13 protein-coding genes, 2 tRNA genes and 3 rRNA genes are annotated in these 20,684 nt (G+C 60.9%); 3 read left to right on the plus strand and 15 right to left on the minus strand.

Annotated features, from left to right (window positions below):
• Positions 1-42: 42 nt before the first annotated feature.
• The 15 genes from rrf to ffh all read right to left on the minus strand — a co-directional run bounded on the left by rrf (position 43) and on the right by ffh (position 16,468).
• A 5S ribosomal RNA gene (gene rrf / locus R1T44_RS00005) occupies positions 43-158 on the minus strand.
• Positions 159-295: 137 nt separating this feature from the next.
• Positions 296-3,182, minus strand: a 23S ribosomal RNA gene (locus R1T44_RS00010).
• A gap of 233 nt (positions 3,183-3,415) precedes the next feature.
• Positions 3,416-3,491: transfer RNA gene (locus R1T44_RS00015), tRNA-Ala, on the minus strand.
• 39 nt (positions 3,492-3,530) lie between these two features.
• Positions 3,531-3,607, minus strand: a tRNA-Ile gene (locus R1T44_RS00020).
• 76 nt (positions 3,608-3,683) lie between these two features.
• A 16S ribosomal RNA gene (locus R1T44_RS00025) occupies positions 3,684-5,224 on the minus strand.
• The 16S, 23S and 5S rRNA genes sit together here with 2 tRNA genes alongside, the layout of an rRNA operon.
• A 480-nt stretch (positions 5,225-5,704) precedes the next feature.
• Positions 5,705-7,510 carry a single-stranded-DNA-specific exonuclease RecJ gene (locus tag R1T44_RS00030; protein WP_317292903.1) on the minus strand — a complete coding sequence of 602 codons (1,806 nt, stop codon included), beginning with the start codon at positions 7,508-7,510 and terminating at the stop codon, positions 5,705-5,707.
• Positions 7,511-7,669: 159 nt separating this feature from the next.
• A complete protein-coding gene (thrC, locus tag R1T44_RS00035; protein ID WP_043336430.1) occupies positions 7,670-9,061 on the minus strand; it encodes a threonine synthase in 1,392 nt (463 codons plus the stop codon).
• 115 nt (positions 9,062-9,176) lie between these two features.
• On the minus strand, positions 9,177-10,493 hold the full coding sequence (locus tag R1T44_RS00040) for a homoserine dehydrogenase (protein WP_153636631.1): 1,317 nt from the start codon (positions 10,491-10,493) through the stop codon (positions 9,177-9,179).
• Between the two features lie 172 nt (positions 10,494-10,665).
• Entirely contained in the window at positions 10,666-11,436 is a 771-nt protein-coding gene (locus R1T44_RS00045) for a DsbC family protein (protein WP_317292342.1), read from the minus strand.
• A gap of 39 nt (positions 11,437-11,475) precedes the next feature.
• The gene (xerD, locus tag R1T44_RS00050; RefSeq protein WP_317292904.1) at positions 11,476-12,381 is read right to left on the minus strand and encodes a site-specific tyrosine recombinase XerD; all 906 of its coding nucleotides are present in this window, start codon (positions 12,379-12,381) and stop codon (positions 11,476-11,478) included.
• A gap of 270 nt (positions 12,382-12,651) precedes the next feature.
• Entirely contained in the window at positions 12,652-13,008 is a 357-nt protein-coding gene (rplS, locus tag R1T44_RS00055) for a 50S ribosomal protein L19 (protein ID WP_043336437.1), read from the minus strand.
• Between the two features lie 196 nt (positions 13,009-13,204).
• The gene (gene trmD / locus R1T44_RS00060) at positions 13,205-13,957 is read right to left on the minus strand and encodes a tRNA (guanosine(37)-N1)-methyltransferase TrmD (RefSeq protein ID WP_043336440.1); all 753 of its coding nucleotides are present in this window, start codon (positions 13,955-13,957) and stop codon (positions 13,205-13,207) included.
• Positions 13,958-13,982: 25 nt separating this feature from the next.
• Positions 13,983-14,549 (minus strand): ribosome maturation factor RimM, encoded by a 567-nt coding sequence (gene rimM / locus R1T44_RS00065; protein WP_082388946.1) that lies wholly within the window; start codon positions 14,547-14,549, stop codon positions 13,983-13,985.
• A gap of 7 nt (positions 14,550-14,556) precedes the next feature.
• A complete protein-coding gene (gene rpsP / locus R1T44_RS00070; RefSeq protein WP_043336448.1) occupies positions 14,557-14,808 on the minus strand; it encodes a 30S ribosomal protein S16 in 252 nt (83 codons plus the stop codon).
• A 223-nt stretch (positions 14,809-15,031) separates the two neighbouring features.
• The gene (gene ffh / locus R1T44_RS00075; RefSeq protein ID WP_317292343.1) at positions 15,032-16,468 is read right to left on the minus strand and encodes a signal recognition particle protein; all 1,437 of its coding nucleotides are present in this window, start codon (positions 16,466-16,468) and stop codon (positions 15,032-15,034) included.
• A gap of 384 nt (positions 16,469-16,852) precedes the next feature.
• Here ffh and R1T44_RS00080 point away from each other — a divergent pair, with 384 nt between their 5' ends.
• The 3 genes from R1T44_RS00080 to R1T44_RS00090 all read left to right on the plus strand — a co-directional run bounded on the left by R1T44_RS00080 (position 16,853) and on the right by R1T44_RS00090 (position 20,566).
• The gene (locus R1T44_RS00080) at positions 16,853-17,650 is read left to right on the plus strand and encodes a cytochrome C assembly family protein (protein WP_043336454.1); all 798 of its coding nucleotides are present in this window, start codon (positions 16,853-16,855) and stop codon (positions 17,648-17,650) included.
• Between the two features lie 99 nt (positions 17,651-17,749).
• Complete coding sequence (locus tag R1T44_RS00085; RefSeq protein WP_043336457.1) at positions 17,750-19,027, plus strand: HlyC/CorC family transporter; 1,278 nt, start codon at positions 17,750-17,752, stop codon at positions 19,025-19,027.
• A 303-nt stretch (positions 19,028-19,330) separates the two neighbouring features.
• The gene (locus R1T44_RS00090; protein ID WP_317292344.1) at positions 19,331-20,566 is read left to right on the plus strand and encodes a multidrug effflux MFS transporter; all 1,236 of its coding nucleotides are present in this window, start codon (positions 19,331-19,333) and stop codon (positions 20,564-20,566) included.
• The last annotated feature ends 118 nt before the right edge of the window (positions 20,567-20,684 follow it).

Consider the following 20,684-nt stretch of genomic DNA (forward strand, 5'->3'; position numbering starts at 1 on the left):
ACCGCCCCTGCAGCAAGGCTGCAGGGGCGGTTCGGTATAAGTGCCTGACGATGACCTACTCTCACATGGAGAAACTCCACACTACCATCGGCGCTAAGCGGTTTCACTTCCGAGTTCGGCATGGGATCGGGTGGTTCACGCTCGCTATGGTCGTCAGGCGAAACGGTGGCATCTTGCGATGCCTGAGTCTCGAGGCTTGTGGCCTCGCGACTCGCAATATGAATCATGCTGACCGATATGTCTCGATCCTGTCGCAATCCCGGCGGTTTGCCTGCGCAAACCCCTTGGGTGTTATATGGTCAAGCCTCACGGGCAATTAGTACTGGTTAGCTCAACACATTGCTGTGCTTCCACACCCAGCCTATCAACCTTGTAGTCTTCAAGGGCCCTTCAGGAGGCGCAAGGCCTCAGGGAAGTCTCATCTTGAAGGGGGCTTCCCGCTTAGATGCTTTCAGCGGTTATCCCGTCCGAACGTAGCTACCGGGCAATGCCATTGGCATGACAACCCGAACACCAGAGGTTCGTCCACTCCGGTCCTCTCGTACTAGGAGCAGCTCTTCTCAAACTTCCGACGCCCACGGCAGATAGGGACCGAACTGTCTCACGACGTTCTAAACCCAGCTCGCGTACCACTTTAAATGGCGAACAGCCATACCCTTGGGACCGACTTCAGCCCCAGGATGTGATGAGCCGACATCGAGGTGCCAAACACCGCCGTCGATGTGAACTCTTGGGCGGTATCAGCCTGTTATCCCCGGAGTACCTTTTATCCGTTGAGCGATGGCCCTTCCATACAGAACCACCGGATCACTAGAACCTACTTTCGTACCTGCTCGACGTGTCTGTCTCGCAGTCAAGCACCCTTATGCTCTTGCACTCAATGCACGATTTCCAACCGTGCTGAGGGTACCTTCGTGCTCCTCCGTTACTCTTTAGGAGGAGACCGCCCCAGTCAAACTACCCACCATACACTGTCCTCGATCCGGATAACGGACCTGAGTTAGAACGCCAATGATGTCAGGCTGGTATTTCAAGGTTGGCTCCACCGCATCTGGCGACGTGGTTTCAAAGCCTCCCAGCTATCCTACACAGACAACATCAGCATCCAGTGTAAAGCTATAGTAAAGGTTCACGGGGTCTTTCCGTCTAGCCGCGGGTACACAGCATCTTCACTGCGATTTCAATTTCACTGAGTCTCGGGTGGAGACAGCGTGGCCATCATTACGCCATTCGTGCAGGTCGGAACTTACCCGACAAGGAATTTCGCTACCTTAGGACCGTTATAGTTACGGCCGCCGTTTACCGGGGCTTCGATCAAGAGCTTCGCGTGAGCTAACCCCATCAATTAACCTTCCGGCACCGGGCAGGCGTCACACCCTATACGTCCGCTTGCGCGTTTGCAGAGTGCTGTGTTTTTAATAAACAGTTGCAGCCACCTGGTATCTTCGACCGGTAAGAGCTTACGGAGCAAGTCCTTCACTCGAACCGGTGCACCTTCTCCCGAAGTTACGGTGCCATTTTGCCTAGTTCCTTCACCCGAGTTCTCTCAAGCGCCTTGGTATTCTCTACCTGACCACCTGTGTCGGTTTGGGGTACGGTCGCATGTGATCTGAAGCTTAGAGGCTTTTCCTGGAAGCGTGGCATCGATGACTTCCTGACCGTGGTCAGTTCGTCTCGCATCTCGACCTCAGAGGAACCGGATTTGCCTGATTCCTCGGCCTACATGCTTTCACCAGGACAACCAACGCCTGGCTCACCTAGCCTTCTTCGTCCCCCCATCGCAACCACATCCGGTACGGGAATATTAACCCGTTTCCCATCGACTACGCGTTTCCGCCTCGCCTTAGGGGCCGACTCACTCTGCTCCGATTAACGTAGAACAGAAAACCTTGGTCTTCCGGCGGGGGAGTTTTTCACTCCCCTTATCGTTACTCATGTCAGCATTCGCACTCGTGATACCTCCAGCAGACTTCTCAATCCACCTTCATTGGCTTACACGACGCTCCTCTACCGCTCATCCATAAGGATGAACCCGTAGCTTCGGTACCTGATTTAGCCCCGTTATATCTTCCGCGCAGGCCGACTCGACTAGTGAGCTATTACGCTTTCTTTAAAGGATGGCTGCTTCTAAGCCAACCTCCTAGCTGTCTGAGCCTTCCCACATCGTTTCCCACTTAATCAGGATTTTGGGACCTTAGCTGACGGTCTGGGTTGTTTCCCTTTTCACAACGGACGTTAGCACCCGCTGTGTGTCTCCCACGCTGCACTCACTGGTATTCGGAGTTTGCCTCGGGTTGGTAAGTCGGGATGACCCCCTAGCCGAAACAGTGCTCTACCCCCAGCGGTGATACGTGAGGCGCTACCTAAATAGCTTTCGAGGAGAACCAGCTATCTCCGGGCTTGATTAGCCTTTCACTCCGATCCACAGCTCATCCCAGCATTTTTCAACATACTTGGGTTCGGGCCTCCAATTGATGTTACTCAATCTTCACCCTGGCCATGGATAGATCGCCCGGTTTCGGGTCTATACCCTGCGACTGGTCGCCCAGTTAAGACTCGGTTTCCCTACGCCTCCCCTATACGGTTAAGCTCGCCACAGAATATAAGTCGCTGACCCATTATACAAAAGGTACGCGGTCACACCACGAAGGTGCTCCCACTGCTTGTACGCATACGGTTTCAGGATCTATTTCACTCCCCTCGCCGGGGTTCTTTTCGCCTTTCCCTCACGGTACTGGTTCACTATCGGTCAGCCAGGAGTATTTAGCCTTGGAGGATGGTCCCCCCATGTTCAGTCAAGGTTTCTCGTGCCCCGACCTACTCGATTTCACGTGACTCAGACTTCGACTACGGGACTATCACCCTGTATCGTCAAGCTTCCCAGCTTGTTCGTCTGTCAGTTGTCACGCTTAAGGGCTGGTCCCCGTTCGCTCGCCGCTACTTGGGGAATCTCGGTTGATTTCTTTTCCTCCGGGTACTTAGATGTTTCAGTTCCCCGGGTTTGCCTCTATAGGTTATGTATTGGCCTATAGATACTCACCTGATGGTGAGTGGGTTTCCCCATTCGGAAATCGTTGGGTCGCAGGGTATTTGCCACCTCGCCAACGCTTATCGCAGGCTATCACGTCCTTCATCGCCTCTGGCTGCCAAGGCATCCACCGTATGCGCTTAATCGCTTGACCATATAACCCCAAGGGGTCTGTCAAGGATTACGAATCTGTCGGACCTCTCCGACATATCGTTTTGATAGACATGCGCTTGGCGCACACATCTATCGTCAGCATGATTCACATTGTTAAAGAGCGGCTGTTCAGAGAACAGTGAGAAGTCACACAACCTTCACGAGGAAGGCGATATGCTTGTCACTGTGGACTGTGCAGCGTTATCAGGTAGTAGAAGCTGAACCGGACTTTCATGGTGGAGCCAAGCGGGATCGAACCGCTGACCTCCTGCGTGCAAGGCAGGCGCTCTCCCAGCTGAGCTATGGCCCCAAAGTCGGCAAAACCGTGTCGACAAAAGCACGAAGCTTTTGGTGGGTCTGGGCAGATTTGAACTGCCGACCTCACCCTTATCAGGGGTGCGCTCTAACCAACTGAGCTACAGACCCGACACTACTACTCGATAAACTAACTTGATCAGGTAATTCGTTGTGAGCACTTGCCGCGAGCAGTAGACAGTGTCGATAAGGAGGTGATCCAGCCCCAGGTTCCCCTAGGGCTACCTTGTTACGACTTCACCCCAGTCATGAACCACACCGTGGTGATCGCCCTCCCGAAGGTTAGGCTAACCACTTCTGGTGCAGTCCACTCCCATGGTGTGACGGGCGGTGTGTACAAGGCCCGGGAACGTATTCACCGTGGCATTCTGATCCACGATTACTAGCGATTCCGACTTCATGGAGTCGAGTTGCAGACTCCAATCCGGACTGAGGCAAGCTTTATGGGATTGGCTCCACTTCGCAGTATTGCAACCCTTTGTACTTGCCATTGTAGCACGTGTGTAGCCCTACCCGTAAGGGCCATGATGACTTGACGTCGTCCCCACCTTCCTCCGGTTTGTCACCGGCAGTCTCCTTAGAGTTCCCGACATTACTCGCTGGCAAATAAGGATAGGGGTTGCGCTCGTTACGGGACTTAACCCAACATTTCACAACACGAGCTGACGACAGCCATGCAGCACCTGTCTCAGAGTTCCCGAAGGCACCAATCCATCTCTGGAAAGTCCTCTGGATGTCAAGGGTAGGTAAGGTTCTTCGCGTTGCATCGAATTAAACCACATGCTCCACCGCTTGTGCGGGCCCCCGTCAATTCATTTGAGTTTTAACCTTGCGGCCGTACTCCCCAGGCGGTCAACTTATTGCGTTAGCTGCGCCACTAAGTCCTCAAGGGACCCAACGGCTAGTTGACATCGTTTACGGCGTGGACTACCAGGGTATCTAATCCTGTTTGCTACCCACGCTTTCGCACCTCAGTGTCAGTGTCAGTCCAGAAGGCCGCCTTCGCCACTGGTATTCCTCCCGATCTCTACGCATTTCACCGCTACACCGGGAATTCTACCTTCCTCTCCTGCACTCTAGCCAAGCAGTTCCAGATGCCGTTCCCAGGTTGAGCCCGGGGCTTTCACACCTGGCTGACTTAGCCACCTACGCGCGCTTTACGCCCAGTAATTCCGATTAACGCTTGCACCCTCCGTATTACCGCGGCTGCTGGCACGGAGTTAGCCGGTGCTTCTTCTGCGAGTGATGTCTTTCCTCGGGAGTATTAGTCCCAAGGCGTTCTTCCTCGCTGAAAGTGCTTTACAACCCGAAGGCCTTCTTCACACACGCGGCATGGCTGGATCAGGCTTTCGCCCATTGTCCAATATTCCCCACTGCTGCCTCCCGTAGGAGTCTGGGCCGTGTCTCAGTCCCAGTGTGGCTGATCATCCTCTCAGACCAGCTACGGATCGTCGCCTTGGTGAGCCATTACCTCACCAACAAGCTAATCCGACATGGGCTCATCCGATAGCGCAAGGTCCGAAGATCCCCTGCTTTCTCCCGTAGGACGTATGCGGTATTAGCCTGAGTTTCCCCAGGTTGTCCCCCACTATCGGGCAGATTCCCATGCATTACTCACCCGTCCGCCGCTCGACGCCTCCTAGCAAGCTAGGATCGTTTCCGCTCGACTTGCATGTGTTAAGCCTGCCGCCAGCGTTCAATCTGAGCCATGATCAAACTCTTCAGTTGAAAGCTTGATAGTCTGTTAAGCAGACCAAACTTGGTTCAGAGTCAAACTTCTCGTGAGAGGCTTGCTCCGATATTTGGTGACCTTGTCACCACTCATCGGCAAGCGCTCACACGAATTACCTGATCAAATTTTTAAAGAGCGTCGCCGTTAAGCGAGGAGGCATATTCTACCCGGAACGCTTGAGAAGTCAAGCACTTGATGATGAGTCAGTCGACTGCCTCTAAGCATCATCAAGCGGTGAGGAGCATTGCTCGATCACCTGTTCCGTAAGGAGTGCGGCGTATTCTAGCGAATCGCCCGGGATTGTCAATCGATGACTTCGAAGCGGACTTCAAAAACCTCAAGCAAAACAATCACCTGCAAACCTCTTTCACCGCTGGTAACGCCATGCGTCCCCGGCAGCGGATGCGTACTTTACGCAGGAATCGGCTTGATGGCAAGGGCTTTTTGGCCAGATATCGCTATCAATTCAAACAAGCTCATGCAGGCACTGCGTGCTCCAGCATCAACTGCAGTGACTCTCTCCCCCGCCAGCGATTGCGCGACAACTTGTAAGCACACTTCAGAGAGGCCCCCACGCCAAATGCCGGTGATTCCCCCGGTGACAGCGCACGGAACCAGATCGCCTTGAGGCGTGTACGCCCGAGCGAGAGCTCCAATGACAGGTGCGTGCCATCGGCGCCTACCGGCCTGAGGCTCTCGACCAGGAAGCTGCCCTCGAAGAGAGGCGCCTCGAACTCACGCCCGAAGGGCGCCAGACGCTCTAGCTCATCCAGCGTCTCCAGACTCAACTGCCCTTCCACCAGCTCACCATCACTGAGAATCAAGGGATTGAGCGCCCTCTCCCCCAACTGCTCCGCGGCTGCCTGTTGCAGGGCACGAGTGAAGGTATTCTTTTCCGTCAGCGGCAAGCCCACCCCGGCGGCGCCGCGATGCCCACCGAAGCGCGGCAGGCACTGCGGTGCGAGATCATGGGCGCGCTGCAGCGCATCCCGCAGGTGCAATCCTTCGATGGAGCGCCCGGAGCCCGTCAACATGCCGGGCACTGCAGCTGGTGTCAGCACGACGGTCGGTCGCCCGAACTGCTGCACCAGACGCGAAGCGACAATGCCCTGCACCCCGGGATGACCATCCTCCAGATGGACCACGATCACCTGATGCCCTTCCCGCAAGGAGGTAAGCGCCAGGGCACGCGCCGATTCGACCATCTCGGCTTCGATCGCCTTGCGTGACTGGTTGTCCTGATCGAGCACTTCCAGCGCACGCTGCGCCGCGTCATCTTCCCGCGCCAACATGAAATGCAGCGCGGCGTACGGGTCATCCAGACGCGAGCGGGCATTGATACGCGGCCCCATCTGGAAGGCCAGCGTCTCGGCATTGAAGGGCACGCTATCCGCCCCGAGCCGCTCTGCCATCGCGCGCCAGCAGGGTTCCTGCATGCGGTTGATCAGCGTGAGGCCCAGATTGACGACCGCACGATTGATCGCACTGCCCCCCAGTGACACACAGTCCGCCACCGTCCCCAGCGCCACATACGACAGCCACGGCGACAGCTTGGGGGCATCGCTCGGCAACCTGCCCTGCTCGATCAAGACGTTACGGGTCAGTGACATGGTCAGCCAGGCAACCATGCAACCGGCAATGGTCGCGTCGGGATAGGCGCAGTCATCTCGTGTCGGATTGACGGTCGCGTAGGCGGAAGCCGGCGGCCCTTCCTGAGGCAACGCATGGTGATCCGTCACCACCACCTCTATCCCCGCCTCCTTGAGCAATGCCAGACGCGCCTCATCACTGGAGCCGCAGTCCGCGGTCACGATCAGAGACGGACGCGGTGACAGCGTCATGATGCGCTCGACCAGCGGCAGACTGATGCCATAACCATCATGGATGCGATGGCCGATCAGACTGTGCACGCGATCGTTGGGCACATCGAACAGCTCGGTCAGCGTGCGCAGCATCACCACATGCGAGGTGATTCCATCCACGTCATAGTCGGTGAGGATGCCGATATGCTCCCCCTCGGCGACGGCGCGCGCGATGCGCTCTGCCGCGCTCCGGCCATCGGCCAGCCGTTCGGGATGCTCGATATGCCGGAGCGCCGGCGTGACCAGCGCCTCCAGGGGCGCCTTGCAGCTCTCCAGCGTCAGGCGCCCTGCCAGCACACGTGCCTGCAATTCGCTGAGCCCGGTCGCGATGCCCTGCTGATAGAGACGCTCGTCACGCACGCGCGGTTGAATGACCCGCGCAATGCTGGCCGCAAGCGTGCGCTCGTCCGGACGACTCATGGAGTCTTGCGAGAATGGGGGCGACACGGGGGAAGTGACAGACATGAGGAACTCCTGACAAACGACATGGCCGTCATCTCGGCAGCGGACTGCAGACATGACGGCCATGAAAAGATGACTGCCGATCACCCCGAACGGGCCAACCGGCAGTTGTTGCAATCACCCGCGGCGATTCTCGCGCACGAAGTCCTGCACTGCCGCCAACTCCGCCGGCAGTACGCTGTAACGCTCCTCGCGCTCCAGCAGGTCATGCAGATGCGGCGGCAGATCGACGCCAGCAAAGCCGGCACGCGCCACGGCTTCGGCAAACTTGGCCGGATGCGCCGTCGCCAGCGTGATCATCGGCGTCGCGCTATCGGTGCGGCAGACCTCAGCCGCACGATAGCCGGTTGCCGTATGCGGATCGAGAATCTCACCGGTGCGATGGTGCGCCTCTCGGATGACCTCGAGGATCGTCTCGTCATCGACACTGTGGCTGGAGAACAGCTCACGCAGCTTCGCCAGCGGGGCATCCGCCAGTGCTGCCGGTTCCCGCGAGAAGTGCTCGAGCAGCTCACGGATCGCCTGACCATCGCGGCCATAGGCTTCGAACAGCAGACGTTCGAAGTTGGAGGACACCACGATATCCATCGACGGTGCCAGCGTCGCCTTCAGCTCCTGACGTGAGAAGTCATTGGAGGAGATGGTGCGATGCAGGATGTCGTTGGCGTTGGTGGCGATCACCAGCTGGCGCACCGGCAGCCCCATGCGCGAGGCCAGATAGCCGGCAAAGATGTTGCCGAAGTTGGCCGACGGCACCGTGAAGCTGACCTGACGCGCCGGAGCGCCCAGCGCCACACCGGCGGCCACGTAGTAGACGGTCTGGGCCATGATGCGCGCCCAGTTGATCGAGTTGACCGCGACCAGACGCGTGCCGTTCAGGAAGTCCTGATCGGCGAAGCTGGCCTTCACCATCGCCTGGGCATCATCGAAGTTGCCTTCGATGGCGATGTTGAAGACGTTGGGCGCCAGCACGGAGGTCATCTGGCGACGCTGCACTTCGGAGACACGGTTGTGCGGATGCAGAATGAAGATATCCACATGATCGCAGGCTCGGCAGCCTTCGATGGCGGCAGAACCGGTATCACCGGAGGTCGCGCCCATGATCACCGCACGCTCGCCGCGCTTGGCAAGGAAGTGATCCAGCAGGCGCCCCAGCAGCTGCAGCGCGACATCCTTGAAGGCCAGCGTCGGGCCGTGGAACAGCTCCAGCAGGTAATGGTTGCTGTCGAGCTGATTGAGCGGCACGACGGCATCGTGACTGAAGGTCGCGTAGGTCTCGCGCACGATGTCACGGAAGGTCTCGTCATCGATGGCGCCATCGACGAAGGGCTTCATGACACGGAAGGCGATTTCCGCGTAGGACTCACCGGCCATCGCCGTCAGCTCTTCGGCGCTGAACTGCGGCAGGGTTTCCGGCACGTACAGGCCACCATCGCTGGCAAGCCCCGTGAGAACCACATCTTCAAAACCGAGCGCCGGCGCCTGGCCGCGCGTGGAAATATAACGCATGTCGTGTCTTCCCGTGGCTCTTGCCACCGTTATGATTCTTGCTCTTCCGGCCTGCGCCGGCTGCCCAGCGGGGCGGTGCCATCACCGTCGACAGCCCCGCCCCGTTTGCCCGCGATCAGGCGTTGTCGTCGAGATCCTCGACACGAATGCGCACCACGGAACCGGCGACATCCACCAGCGCTTCCAGCTGGCGAATCGCTTCGTTCATGTGCAGTTCGCGCGCACGGTGCGTGAGCAGAATGATCGGCACCAGCTCCCCTTCGGTGGCTTCCTTCTGGATGATCGCCTCGATGGAGATGCCCTGCTCGGAGAGGATCGACGCGACACGCGCCAACACGCCCGGGCGGTCCACTGCGTGCAGACGCAGATAGCAGGCCGTCTCGATCTCTTCCATCGGCAGGATCGGCAGGGTATCGCCGTGCTGATTGATCTCGGCGAAGGCCAGATACGGCACGCGGTAGCGGTGGTCGGTGGCGATATCGCGCGCCACGTCGAGCAGGTCCGCGACCACGGCAGAGGCCGTCGGCTCTGCACCGGCGCCGGCGCCGTAGTAAAGGGTCGGGCCGACAGCGTCGCCCATCACCTCGATGGCATTCTTGACGCCATGCACGTTGGCCAGCAGACGTTCCTTGGGAATCAGCGTCGGATGCACGCGCAGCTCGAGGCCCTTGGCCGTGGCGCGGGTGATGCCCAGATGCTTGATGATGTAGCCCAGGTTATCGGCCTGCTCGATGTCCTCGGCCGTGATGCGCGAGATGCCTTCGGTGTAGGCCTTGTCGAACTGCAGCGGCACGCCGAAGGCGATCGAGGCCAGGATGGTCAGCTTGTGCGCGGCATCGATGCCTTCGACATCGAAGGTCGGATCGGCTTCGGCATAGCCCAGCGCCTGCGCCTCGGCCAGCACGTCCTCGAAGCTGCGACCTTCATCACGCATCGCGCTGAGGATGAAGTTGCCGGTGCCGTTGATGATGCCGGCCAGCCACTGGATGCGGTTGGCACCCAGGCCTTCACGCAGCGACTTGATGACGGGAATGCCACCGGCTACTGCGGCTTCGAAGGCCACCATCACGCCTTTCTCAGCCGCGGCACGGAAGATCTCGTTGCCGTGGACGGCGATCAGCGCCTTGTTGGCGGTCACGACATGCTTGCCGTTGGCGATGGCTTCCATCACCAGCTGATAGGCGACATCGTAGCCGCCGATCAGCTCGACCAGCACGTCGACCTCGGGATTGCGCGCGACCTCGAAGATGTCATGCGTGCGGCTGACGCCGGTGATATCGCAGTCAGGATTGTCGCGTCGTGCGCCGACCTGTTCGACGATGATCGGGCGTCCAGCACGACGCGCAATCTCATCGGCATTGCGAATCAGCACGTTATAAGTGCCGCCGCCTACGGTCCCTAGACCACAGATTCCTACTTTCACCGGTTTCAACGTCGCTTTCCTCTCTTGTTACGGTATCCAGCCTTGAGGGCCGCGCCACTGTCAGCGACGGCCTTGCCGATCTCACGTCGGTCTATTATCCAGACATCCTGCACGTACGTCTGTCGTGACCACGGTAGCAAGGCAGGACGCCCTGTCAACGCGCAGTCTTGTCGCCTGTGGCTCAGTCATCAATGCCCAGCATGCTGGCAAGACGCTCCACCGGCAGGTAGCCCGGCACCATCTGGCCATCCGGCATCACGATGGCCGGGGTACCCTGCACCCCCATGCGCGTGCCCAGCTGATACTGGCTTTGCACCGGCGCATCGCAGCTGGCTGCCTGCTTGGGCACTTCGCCTTCATTCTTGATCTGGTTCATCGCCTCGGTGGGATTGTCCGCACACCACACCTGCGCCAGCTCACGCGCGCCCTGCGAGCGCATGCCACCGCGCGGGAAGGCCAGATAGCGGACTTCGATGCCACGTGCATTGAGTTCCGGCACTTCCTGGTGCAGCTTGCGGCAATACGGGCAGGTGGTATCGGTGAAGACACTGATCACCGCCTTGACCTCACCCGCCGGGCGGAAGATGACCATATCATCTTCACTGACCTCGGCCAGCAGCTCGAGGCGCTCGCCATTGGCCTTCTGCTCGCTGAGATTGACCAGCCCCTTGTCGCCATCATTGCGGTACATCTCACCCACGATCAGATGCTTGCCGTCGATATCGGTAAAGAAGCTCTCGCCACTGGTCAGGCGCACCTCATAGAGACCGTTGATGGGGCTTGAGGCCAGTGATTCGACCGGCAGCGGCTGGCCATTGACGACGAGCTTGTCGCGCAGATCATCCAGCGCATCAGCCTGGGCCAATGGCGCCACAAGCGTCAGCATGGCGCCGGCGCTCAGGAGGCTGATCGCACGGGACAGGGCCTGCGGACGACGGAAAGACTTGCTCATCAAACACTCCTTGGCGTCCGCGCGCAGAGAGAAGGACACTCAGCCACGCGGATGATGTTCGGCATGCAGACGCTCCAGACGCGCCTGGGCCACATGGGTATAGATCTGGGTCGTGGAAAGATCACGATGTCCCAGCAACAGCTGCACGACACGCAGGTTGGCACCGTGATTGAGCAGGTGCGTGGCGAAGGCATGGCGCAGCGTATGCGGTGACAGAGGCTTGCTGATGGCCGCAGTCACGGCGTGACGCCGGATGCGATGCCAGAAGGTCTGTCGCGTCATGGCCTTGTCGTGTCGGCCGGGAAACAGTGCCGGACGCGTCTGGTCGGCCATCATCGCAGGTCGGCCAACGGACAGCCAGCGTGACAACCAGTCACAGGCCTCCTCGCCCAGCGGCACCAGCCGCTCACGATCGCCCTTGCCGGTGACACGCACGACACCCTGGCGCAGATTGAGCGCATCGACACTCAGGTTGACCAGCTCGCTGATGCGCAGCCCCGCTCCGTAGAGCACTTCGAGCATGGTGCGGTCACGCAGCCCGATGGGCGTCTCGAGATCCGGCGCCTCCAGCAGGCGCTCGACCTCTTCCTCATCCAGCGTGCCCGGCAGGCTGGGAATCACGCGCGGCAGACGCACCTCATGCAGCGGGTCCGCCTCGATCATGCCTTCGGCCAGCGCCCAGCGATAGAAGCGCCGCAGCGCCGACAGCAGACGCGCCGTGGAGCGCAGCGCATGCGACTCACGCCGCGAGTCACAGAAGGCCTGCACCTGCTGCGGTGCCACGCTCAGCAACGGCACCGCGTCAGCACCCGCCTCCGCCTGATCGACCAACCTGCGCCGCCAGGCCGTGAGATCACTGCGATAGGCGCCGAGCGTATTGTCACTGGCACCCCGCTCTAGCCACAACGTATCGAGAAAGGCCTCGACCAACGCATCGTCGTCCATCATTCCCGCTTCCCCGTCCTCAATGACGCGTCATCCGCGCTCGCTGTGGCCGTCATGTACCGCGGCACCTGGCCTGCGTGAGCCTCGATTCTACCGTGATGCCCTGACGATGAAATGAACCCGCTGCAAGTCATAGCGGATTTCCCTGGTGCACAAACACGAAGACCCCGCCATGCGATGCATGGCGGGGTCTTCATATGGCGGAGGAGCAAGTGGCAATTCGCTCCCCCGCAGTACTGCCGAGTTCTGCAGTCAGGGAATGCGGAGCGCTTAGCCCAGCTTTTCCTTGATGCGTGCAGACTTGCCGCTACGCTCACGGAGGTAGTACAGCTTGGCCTGACGGACGTCACCACGACGCTTGACGTCGATAGCGGCAACCTGCGGGCTGTAAGTCTGGAAGGTACGCTCGACGCCCACACCGTGGGAGATCTTGCGGACGGTGAAGGCGGAGTTCAGACCGCGGTTACGCTTGCCGATCACCACGCCTTCGAAGGCCTGCAGACGCTCGCGAGTACCTTCGACGACCTTGACCTGGACGACGATGGTGTCGCCCGGTGCAAAGGCCGGGATTTCCTTGGCCATCTGCTCGTTTTCGATCGCCTGGATCAGTTTATTCTTGCTGCTCATCGCTAGCTCCAAATTCGTTAGCATCAATCCTGGGATTGATGTTCGTCATGACCCCGGCACCGCAAACGGCCTTGAACACGGGGATCGACCTTGTGTGTGACGCGCCACGGAACTCCCGCAAGATGACTCCGGGCCGTGCCGCACCTCCGCCACGGTGGCGGCCTTCTCCTGACAGCGAACCTTCGGTTCGCAGCGGTCAGGCCTTGCCTTTCCGGGCGTGCTGCGCGATGAACTCGTCGAGCAGCTTGCGCTCCTCACGAGTCAACGTGCGACTCTCCAGCAAATCCGGACGCCTGAGCCAGGTACGTCCCAGAGACTGCTGCAACCGCCAGCGCTTGATCAGGGCATGATTGCCACTGAGCAGAACATCCGGCACCCGCTTGCCGTCGATGACTTCAGGGCGGGTATAGTGCGGACAATCGAGCAGGCCATCGGTGAAGGAATCCTCCTCCGCGCTGGCTTCATGCCCGAGTACGCCCGGCACCAGGCGTGCCACCGTATCGATCAGGACCATGGCCGGCAGTTCCCCGCCAGACAGGACGTAATCGCCGATCGACCACTCCTCGTCGATCTCCTCTTCCACCACGCGCTCATCAATGCCTTCATAGCGTCCGGCCACCACGATCAGACGCTCTTGCGTCGCCAGTTCGCGGGCACCGGCCTGATCCAGCTTGCGGCCTTGCGGGGAGAGATAGATCACACGAGCGTTGTCACCGCCAGCGGCGCGGGCGTCACGAATGGCGCCACGCAGGGTCTCGACCTTCATCAACATGCCGGGACCACCGCCGTAGGGACGATCATCGACCGTACGGTGCCTGTCGGTGGCGTAGTCGCGAGGATTCCAGAAATCGACCTCGAGCAGGCCCTTGTCGACCGCTCGGCCGGTCACGCCACTGGCGGTAATCGCCGTGAACATTTCCGGAAACAGGCTCACTACACCAATCCACACAGGCGTCAGCTCTCTGTGCTTAACATCAGAATTCGGGATCCCAGTCGACGCTCATGCGCCCAGTGGTGAGATCCACATCGCGAACCACCTGATCGGGAAGGTACGGCACGAGCCGTTCCTTCTCATCGATGCTGTCGTCGTTCGGCTTTATCACCAGAACGTCGTTGGCACCGGTTTCCATCAGGGTGCTCACTTTCCCGAGGCGCTGGCCATCCAGCGTTACCACCTCGAGACCTTCCAGTTGATGCCAGTAGTACTCACCGACTTCCAGCTGCGGCAGGTGCTGCTTGGGCAGGAGAATCTCCGCCCCGGCCAGCTCCTGTGCTGCTTCGCGACTGTCGATACCTTCGAGCTGTGCCACCAGGCCCTTGCCATGGCGACGTGCCTGAGCGAGGCGGGCGGGAATCTGCTTCCCGTCCAGCTTCAGCATCCAGCCAGCGTAATCGAAGATGCCGTCAATCGGGCTGGTGTAGGAATACACCTTGAGCCAGCCTTTGACGCCATAGGGGCTGGTAAGCTTCCCCATTACCACGACATCATCGTCATGCGATGACGCTGCGGTCGGCTGCGGGTTGTTCGGTTGAGTAGGCATCCTGGAATCAAGCCTGCTGCTTGCCAGCTTCCTTGATCAGCTGAGCGACACGGTCAGAGACCTGTGCGCCCTGCTGCTGCCAGTGAGCGACGCGCTCGAGATCGACGCGCAGACGCTCTTCCTGGCCGCGAGCGACCGGGTTGAAGAAGCCGACGCGCTCGATGAAGCGGCCATCACGGGCTGTGCGGGAATCAGCCACAGCGAGGTGGTAGAAGGGACGCTTCTTGGCGCCACCACGTGCCAGACGAATGGTAACCATTGCGTAATCTGTCCTTCGTGTTGAAGTGAAAATCGTGCCACAGAACTCGTCTTCGCATGGAGGGTCCACACGAAGAGGCAACATTCTACGGAAATTGGCAAGCCTTGGAAACCTTTTTCCAAGGCCATACACACGCTCCGCGACACGGGACGTGCCACGGAGCGCAATTCCTGGTGTCAGCGCCCATGTCTCATCAGCGCTGCATCGGGCATCGGGTCAGCAATCAGCGACGCGGGAAGCGTCCGCCGCCCATGCCGCCGGGGCCACCCATACCGCCCATGCCACCCATACCGCCGGGGCCGCCAGGACCACCGCCACCGCCCATCATGCCGGACATGCCACGCATCATCTTCTGCATGCCACCTTTCTTGCCGGCCTTCTTCATCATCTTGGCCATCTGCTTGTGCTGCTTGAGCAGACGGTTGAGGTCCGGCACCTGGGTACCGGAGCCCATGCAGATGCGGCGCTTGCGCGACCCATTGATGAGGTCCGGGTTGCGGCGTTCCTTGGGCGTCATGGAGTTGATCATCGCCTCCAGCTTGCCCAGCTCCTTCTCGCTGGCCTGGCTCTGGGCGACTTCCGCCAGCTGACCCATGCCCGGCAGCTTGGACATCAGACTGCCCATGCCACCCATGTTCTTGAGCTGCTGCAGCTGGTCACGGAAGTCCTCGAGATCGAAGCCTTCACCTTTCTTGACCTTGCTGGCCAGCTGCTCGGCCTTGCTCTTGTCGACGGTGCGCTCGGCTTCCTCGATCAGCGACAGCATGTCGCCCATGCCGAGGATGCGCGAGGCGATCCGGTCCGGATGGAAGGGTTCGAGGGCGTCGAGCTTCTCCCCCATGCCCATGAACTTGATCGGCTTGCCGGTGATGTGACGTACGGACAGGGCCGCACCGCCACGCGCATCACCGTCGGCCTTGGTCAGCACGACACCGGTCAGCGGCAAGGCTTCATGGAAGGCCTTGGCGGTGTTGGCGGCATCCTGACCGGTCATCGCATCGACGACGAACAGCGTCTCGTCGGGGTTGACGCTGCGGTGCAGGGCGGCGATCTCGTCCATCATGTCGGCATCGACATGCAGGCGACCGGCGGTATCGACCAGCACCACGTCGTGGAACTGGATACGCGCGTGCTTCATCGCCGCTTCGGCGATGGCCACCGGCTGCTGGGAGGAGTCGGAGGGGAAGAAATCGACCCCGACTTCCTTGGCCAGCGTTTCCAGCTGGTCGATGGCGGCCGGACGATAGACGTCGGCCGAGACCACCAGCACCTTCTTCTTCTCGCGCTCGCGCAGGTAGCGTGCCAGCTTGGCGACGGTGGTCGTCTTGCCCGCACCCTGCAGGCCTGCCATCAGGATGACGGCCGGACTGCCCTTGAGCGTCAGGCCTTCATTGGCTTCGCCCATGATCGCTTCCAGCTCCTGCTGGACGATCTTGACGAACTGCTGGCCCGGCGACAGGCTCTTGGACACTTCCTGACCGACGGCACGTTCGCGCACTCGCTCGATGAAAGCCTTGACCACCGGCAGCGCGACATCGGCTTCAAGCAACGCCTTGCGCACTTCGCGCAGGGTGTCCTTGATGTTGTCTTCCGTCAGCTTGGCCTGGCCGGTAATCGACTTCAGCGTATGCGACAGGCGATCACTCAAACTTTGAAACATGGGCCTCTCCGGCTAGGGACGTCTGGGGTCCGCGCTGCGGGGACGAGGGCGTAAGCCACCTCGTGACCGGCGCACGGCATGACGCCCCAGCGCGTGAATGGTTATCCTGTCGCGCATTATACGCACAGGGCGGCCGTGTCTCCATGCATGCAAGGCTTGCAAGTCGCCATCCTGGCGATGACATGCATGAAGGAAGCAGCGCCGACAATCGTCATGCAATGCGGAGTCTGTCGCCGCGCAGGCCTCATCGCCCGCGAGAGCACGCGACAGGACACCGCGAGTGGATGCAATCCCGGCGGCGCATTCGGTATAGTCTCTGCAGATAGACAGTGCCTCATGCGAGGCCTGATCTCCCGCTACCCTCCGGCACCTGGACAACAGCACATGCAGGCTCTGCCTTTTGCCTTTCTGGCCATCATCTTCTATCTCGGCGCCGGCCTCTGGCAGGGCCTTACCCTGACACGCCGCGTCCCGGCACGCACGCGTCTGGTGCGCAGTCTGGCGCTGATCGCCGTCGCCTGCCATGCCGTCATCGTCTGGGTCACGCTCAACCACGGTGGCGCGCTGCACCTTGGACTGTTCGAGAGCGCGTCGCTTGTCAGCTGGGCCATCTGCCTGCTGCTGGTCATCGCCAGCCTGTTCAAGCCGGTGATCGCCGGGGGCGCGGCGCTGTTCCCGGTCGCCGCCGCCTGCGTGCTCGGCGTGATGAATCTGCCGAGCGCCACCACCGAGAACCCGCTCTCCCCCGGCCTGGTCGCCCACATCTTCACCTCGGTGGCGGCGCTGGCCTTCTTCAGCATCGCGGCCATGCAGGCCGGGCTGCTGTCGCTGCAACAGCACGCGCTCAAGAAGCGCCATACCCGCGGCATCGTCCAGGTGCTGCCGGCACTGACCAGCATGGAGCGCGCGCTGTTCGAGCTGATCTGGGCCGGCATGATCCTGCTCAGCGTGTCGATCATCAGCGGCACCATCTATCTGGACAACATGTTTGCCCAGCATCTGGCTCACAAGACGGTGCTCAGCCTCGGCGCCTGGATCATCTTCGCCGTGCTGCTGTTCGGGCATCACGTACTGGGCTGGCGCGGCCAGCGTGCCGCCCGCTGGACACTGGGCGGCTGTCTGGTACTGGCGCTGGCCTTCTTCGGCACCAAGTTCGTGCTGCAAGTGGTATTTTCCCACTAAGCCCTGCCACCCCGACAGAGATCGCTCGCTGCGCCTGATGCATTGCAGCGAGCGTGTCAGTATCATGCGCCTAAATCCGCCACCGAGGACCCTTCACTCTTGAGCGACGACACCCCGTTGGGGCTGCTGTTCGGCCTACTGGTCATCCTGATCATCCTGTCTGCCTTCTTCTCGAGTTCCGAGACCGGCATGATGTCGATCAACCGCTACCGTCTCAGTCACCGTGCCAAGGGCGGTGAGCGCGGCGCCAAGCGTGTTACCCGCCTGCTTTCCCGTCCGGACCGCCTGATCGGCGTCATCCTGATCGGCAACAACTTCGTCAACAACCTGGCCGCCTCGCTGGCGACCATCATCGCGATCCATTACTTCGGTGATGTCTCGGGCCCGGCCGTCTCGACCGCCGTGCTGACCATCGTGGTGCTGATCTTTGCCGAAGTGACGCCCAAGACCATGGCCGCCGTGAACCCGGAGCGCATCGCCTATCCGGCCTCGCTGGTGCTGGAACCGTTGCTCAAGCTGCTCTACCCGCTGGTCTGGCTGGTCAATGGCATCTCCAATGGCCTGCTGCGCCTGTTCGGCGTGCGCGATGTCAGCGGCGGCGCCGACAGCCTGACCCGCGACGAGCTGCGCACCGTGGTCCACGAAGCCGGCAGCATGATCCCGCGTCGCCACCAGGGCATGCTGCTGTCGATTCTCGATCTCGAGAACGTCACCGTCGATGACATCATGGTGCCGCGTCAGGAGATCTTCGGCATCGACCTGGACGATGACCTCGACATCATCCTCAGCCATATCCGCGCCAGTCAGCACACGCGGGTGCCGGTCTACAAGGGTGACATCAACAATATCATCGGCATCCTGCACCTGCGCAACGCGGCGCGTTTCCTGTCGCTGGACGAGGTCACCAAGGCCTCCATCATCCAGGAAGCCCGCGAGCCCTACTTCATCCCGGAATCCACGCCGCTGCATACCCAGCTGCTCAACTTCCAGAAGCAGAAGCGCCGCATCGGCATCGTGGTCGACGAGTATGGCGATGTGCAGGGGCTGGCGACGCTGGAGGACATCCTCGAGGAGATCGTCGGCGAATTCACCACCGATGTCGCGGGTACGCATCAGGAGATCCACCCGCAGGACAACGGCAGCTACGTGATCGAAGGCACCGCCAACATCCGCGAGATCAACAAGGCCATCGGCTGGCAGCTGCCGACTGACGGTCCCAAGACGCTCAACGGCCTGATTCTGGAACATCTGGAATCCTTCCCGGATGCCCCGGCCAGTCTCGCCATCGGCACCACGCGCATCGAGATCCAGCAGGTGAAGGACAACCAGATCACCTCGGCACGCTGCTGGCAGGCGGCTCGCACCACGCGCAGCTGACGCCCACCCGCATTGCCACGCAGCACGGCACTCTCGACGACAGGCCCGCCAATTGGCGGGCCTGTCGCGTCTGGGGCACGCCAACTCGCCCAGGTGCTCATTTGCAGGGGCTCAGACGCAGCTGCTCAGGTGCAAGAACCAGCTGCAATACGGTGTTGCAGACCACGACACGCAAGCGGCCCGAACCCACGCTATGCTGTGCGCGTTCGCGCTGCCCGCCAGCGCCAGACGTCACGGACCTGCGCCAGAGCAGGCTGACTCACCGCTCCCGCTGCAATGCCCCACAACCTTCGAATGGCCCTCATGACTTCAGCTTCCGCCCCAACGGCGACCCCCGCCCTGCATCGACAACCTCACTTCACCGTGCTGCTGGCCCTGATGGTGGCGCTCGCCCCGCTATCGATGGATGCCTTCCTGCCCGCGATCCCCGCCATGGCCGCGGAATTCGGTGTCGATCACTCCCGCCTCGGTCTGACCATCACCTTCTTTTTGGCCGGCTACGCCTTCGGTCAGCTGAGTGGTGGCCCGCTGTCGGACAGCCTGGGCCGTCGCCCGATCGCGCTGGGCGGCATCATGCTGTTCTTGATCGCGAGTCTCGGCTGCGCCATGACGCATAGTCTGGAATGGCTGATGGTCTTCCGTGTCCTGCAGGGAATCGCGACCGGCATGACCGGCGGCGTCTCTCGCACCGTGGTGCGCGATGTCGCGACCGGCAAGGACGCCGCGCGCCTGATGACCAACGTCATGATGGTGCTGATGGCAGCACCGCTGGTCGCCCCCAGCCTCGGCGCTCTCATCCTGGCGCTGAGCACCTGGCAGATGGTCTTCATCGGCCTGGCCGTCTATGGCGTGATCGCCGGAGTCGCCATTCGCCAGTGGCTGCCGGAGACCCTGCCTGCCAGCGAGCGTTCACCGCTCAGCCTGCGCGGCGCACTGGCCAGCTATCGCACGGTACTGACCACGCGCGGCGTCCCCGGGCACCTGATGCTGCTGCTGTGCGGACCCGGCATCATGTTCACCTTCCTGACCAACGCGAGCTATCTCTATCAGGGCGTGCTGGGACTGAACTCCGGTGAGTTCGCGCTGGCCTTCGGCGCCAATGTCGGCGCGATGCTGATCGGCAACCGCCTCAACCACTTCGGCCTCAAGCATCTGCGCACGCGCAAGCTGGTTCAGGTGGCGCTGTGCATGCAGGGGATCGGCATCACCTGGCTGATCTCGCTGGTCATCACCGACAACGTCCAGGTCGCCACCCTGATTCCGGGCATCCTGTTCGTGCTGGGCGCCGGCAGCATGATCACGCCCAACGTGATGGCCGACTACCAGTCGCTGTTCGCACGTGGCCATGGTGCCGCCAATGCCATCTCCGGCACGGTGCTGTATCTCGGCGGCGGCCTCTATGGCGCCCTGGCCAGCCTGTGGCTGAGCGGCGATGACATGCTGGCGGTGCCGCTGGTCATGCTGGGCGCCTGGGCCATCGGTGGCTTCGGCTTCTGGGTCACGCGCCACACCGCACCCTACGAGCAGTCCAGCGACTGACGCGACGCCACGCTCACCACCAGTGGCCATTTGCTGGTCGCCAGAACGTGAAATGCCGCCCCTGCCTGACGATCGTGTCGGCATGGGCGGCATTTTCATGCAGCACTGAAAAAAGTGA

This window comes from Cobetia amphilecti, from assembly GCF_032923285.1.
Taxonomy (GTDB): domain Bacteria; phylum Pseudomonadota; class Gammaproteobacteria; order Pseudomonadales; family Halomonadaceae; genus Cobetia; species Cobetia amphilecti.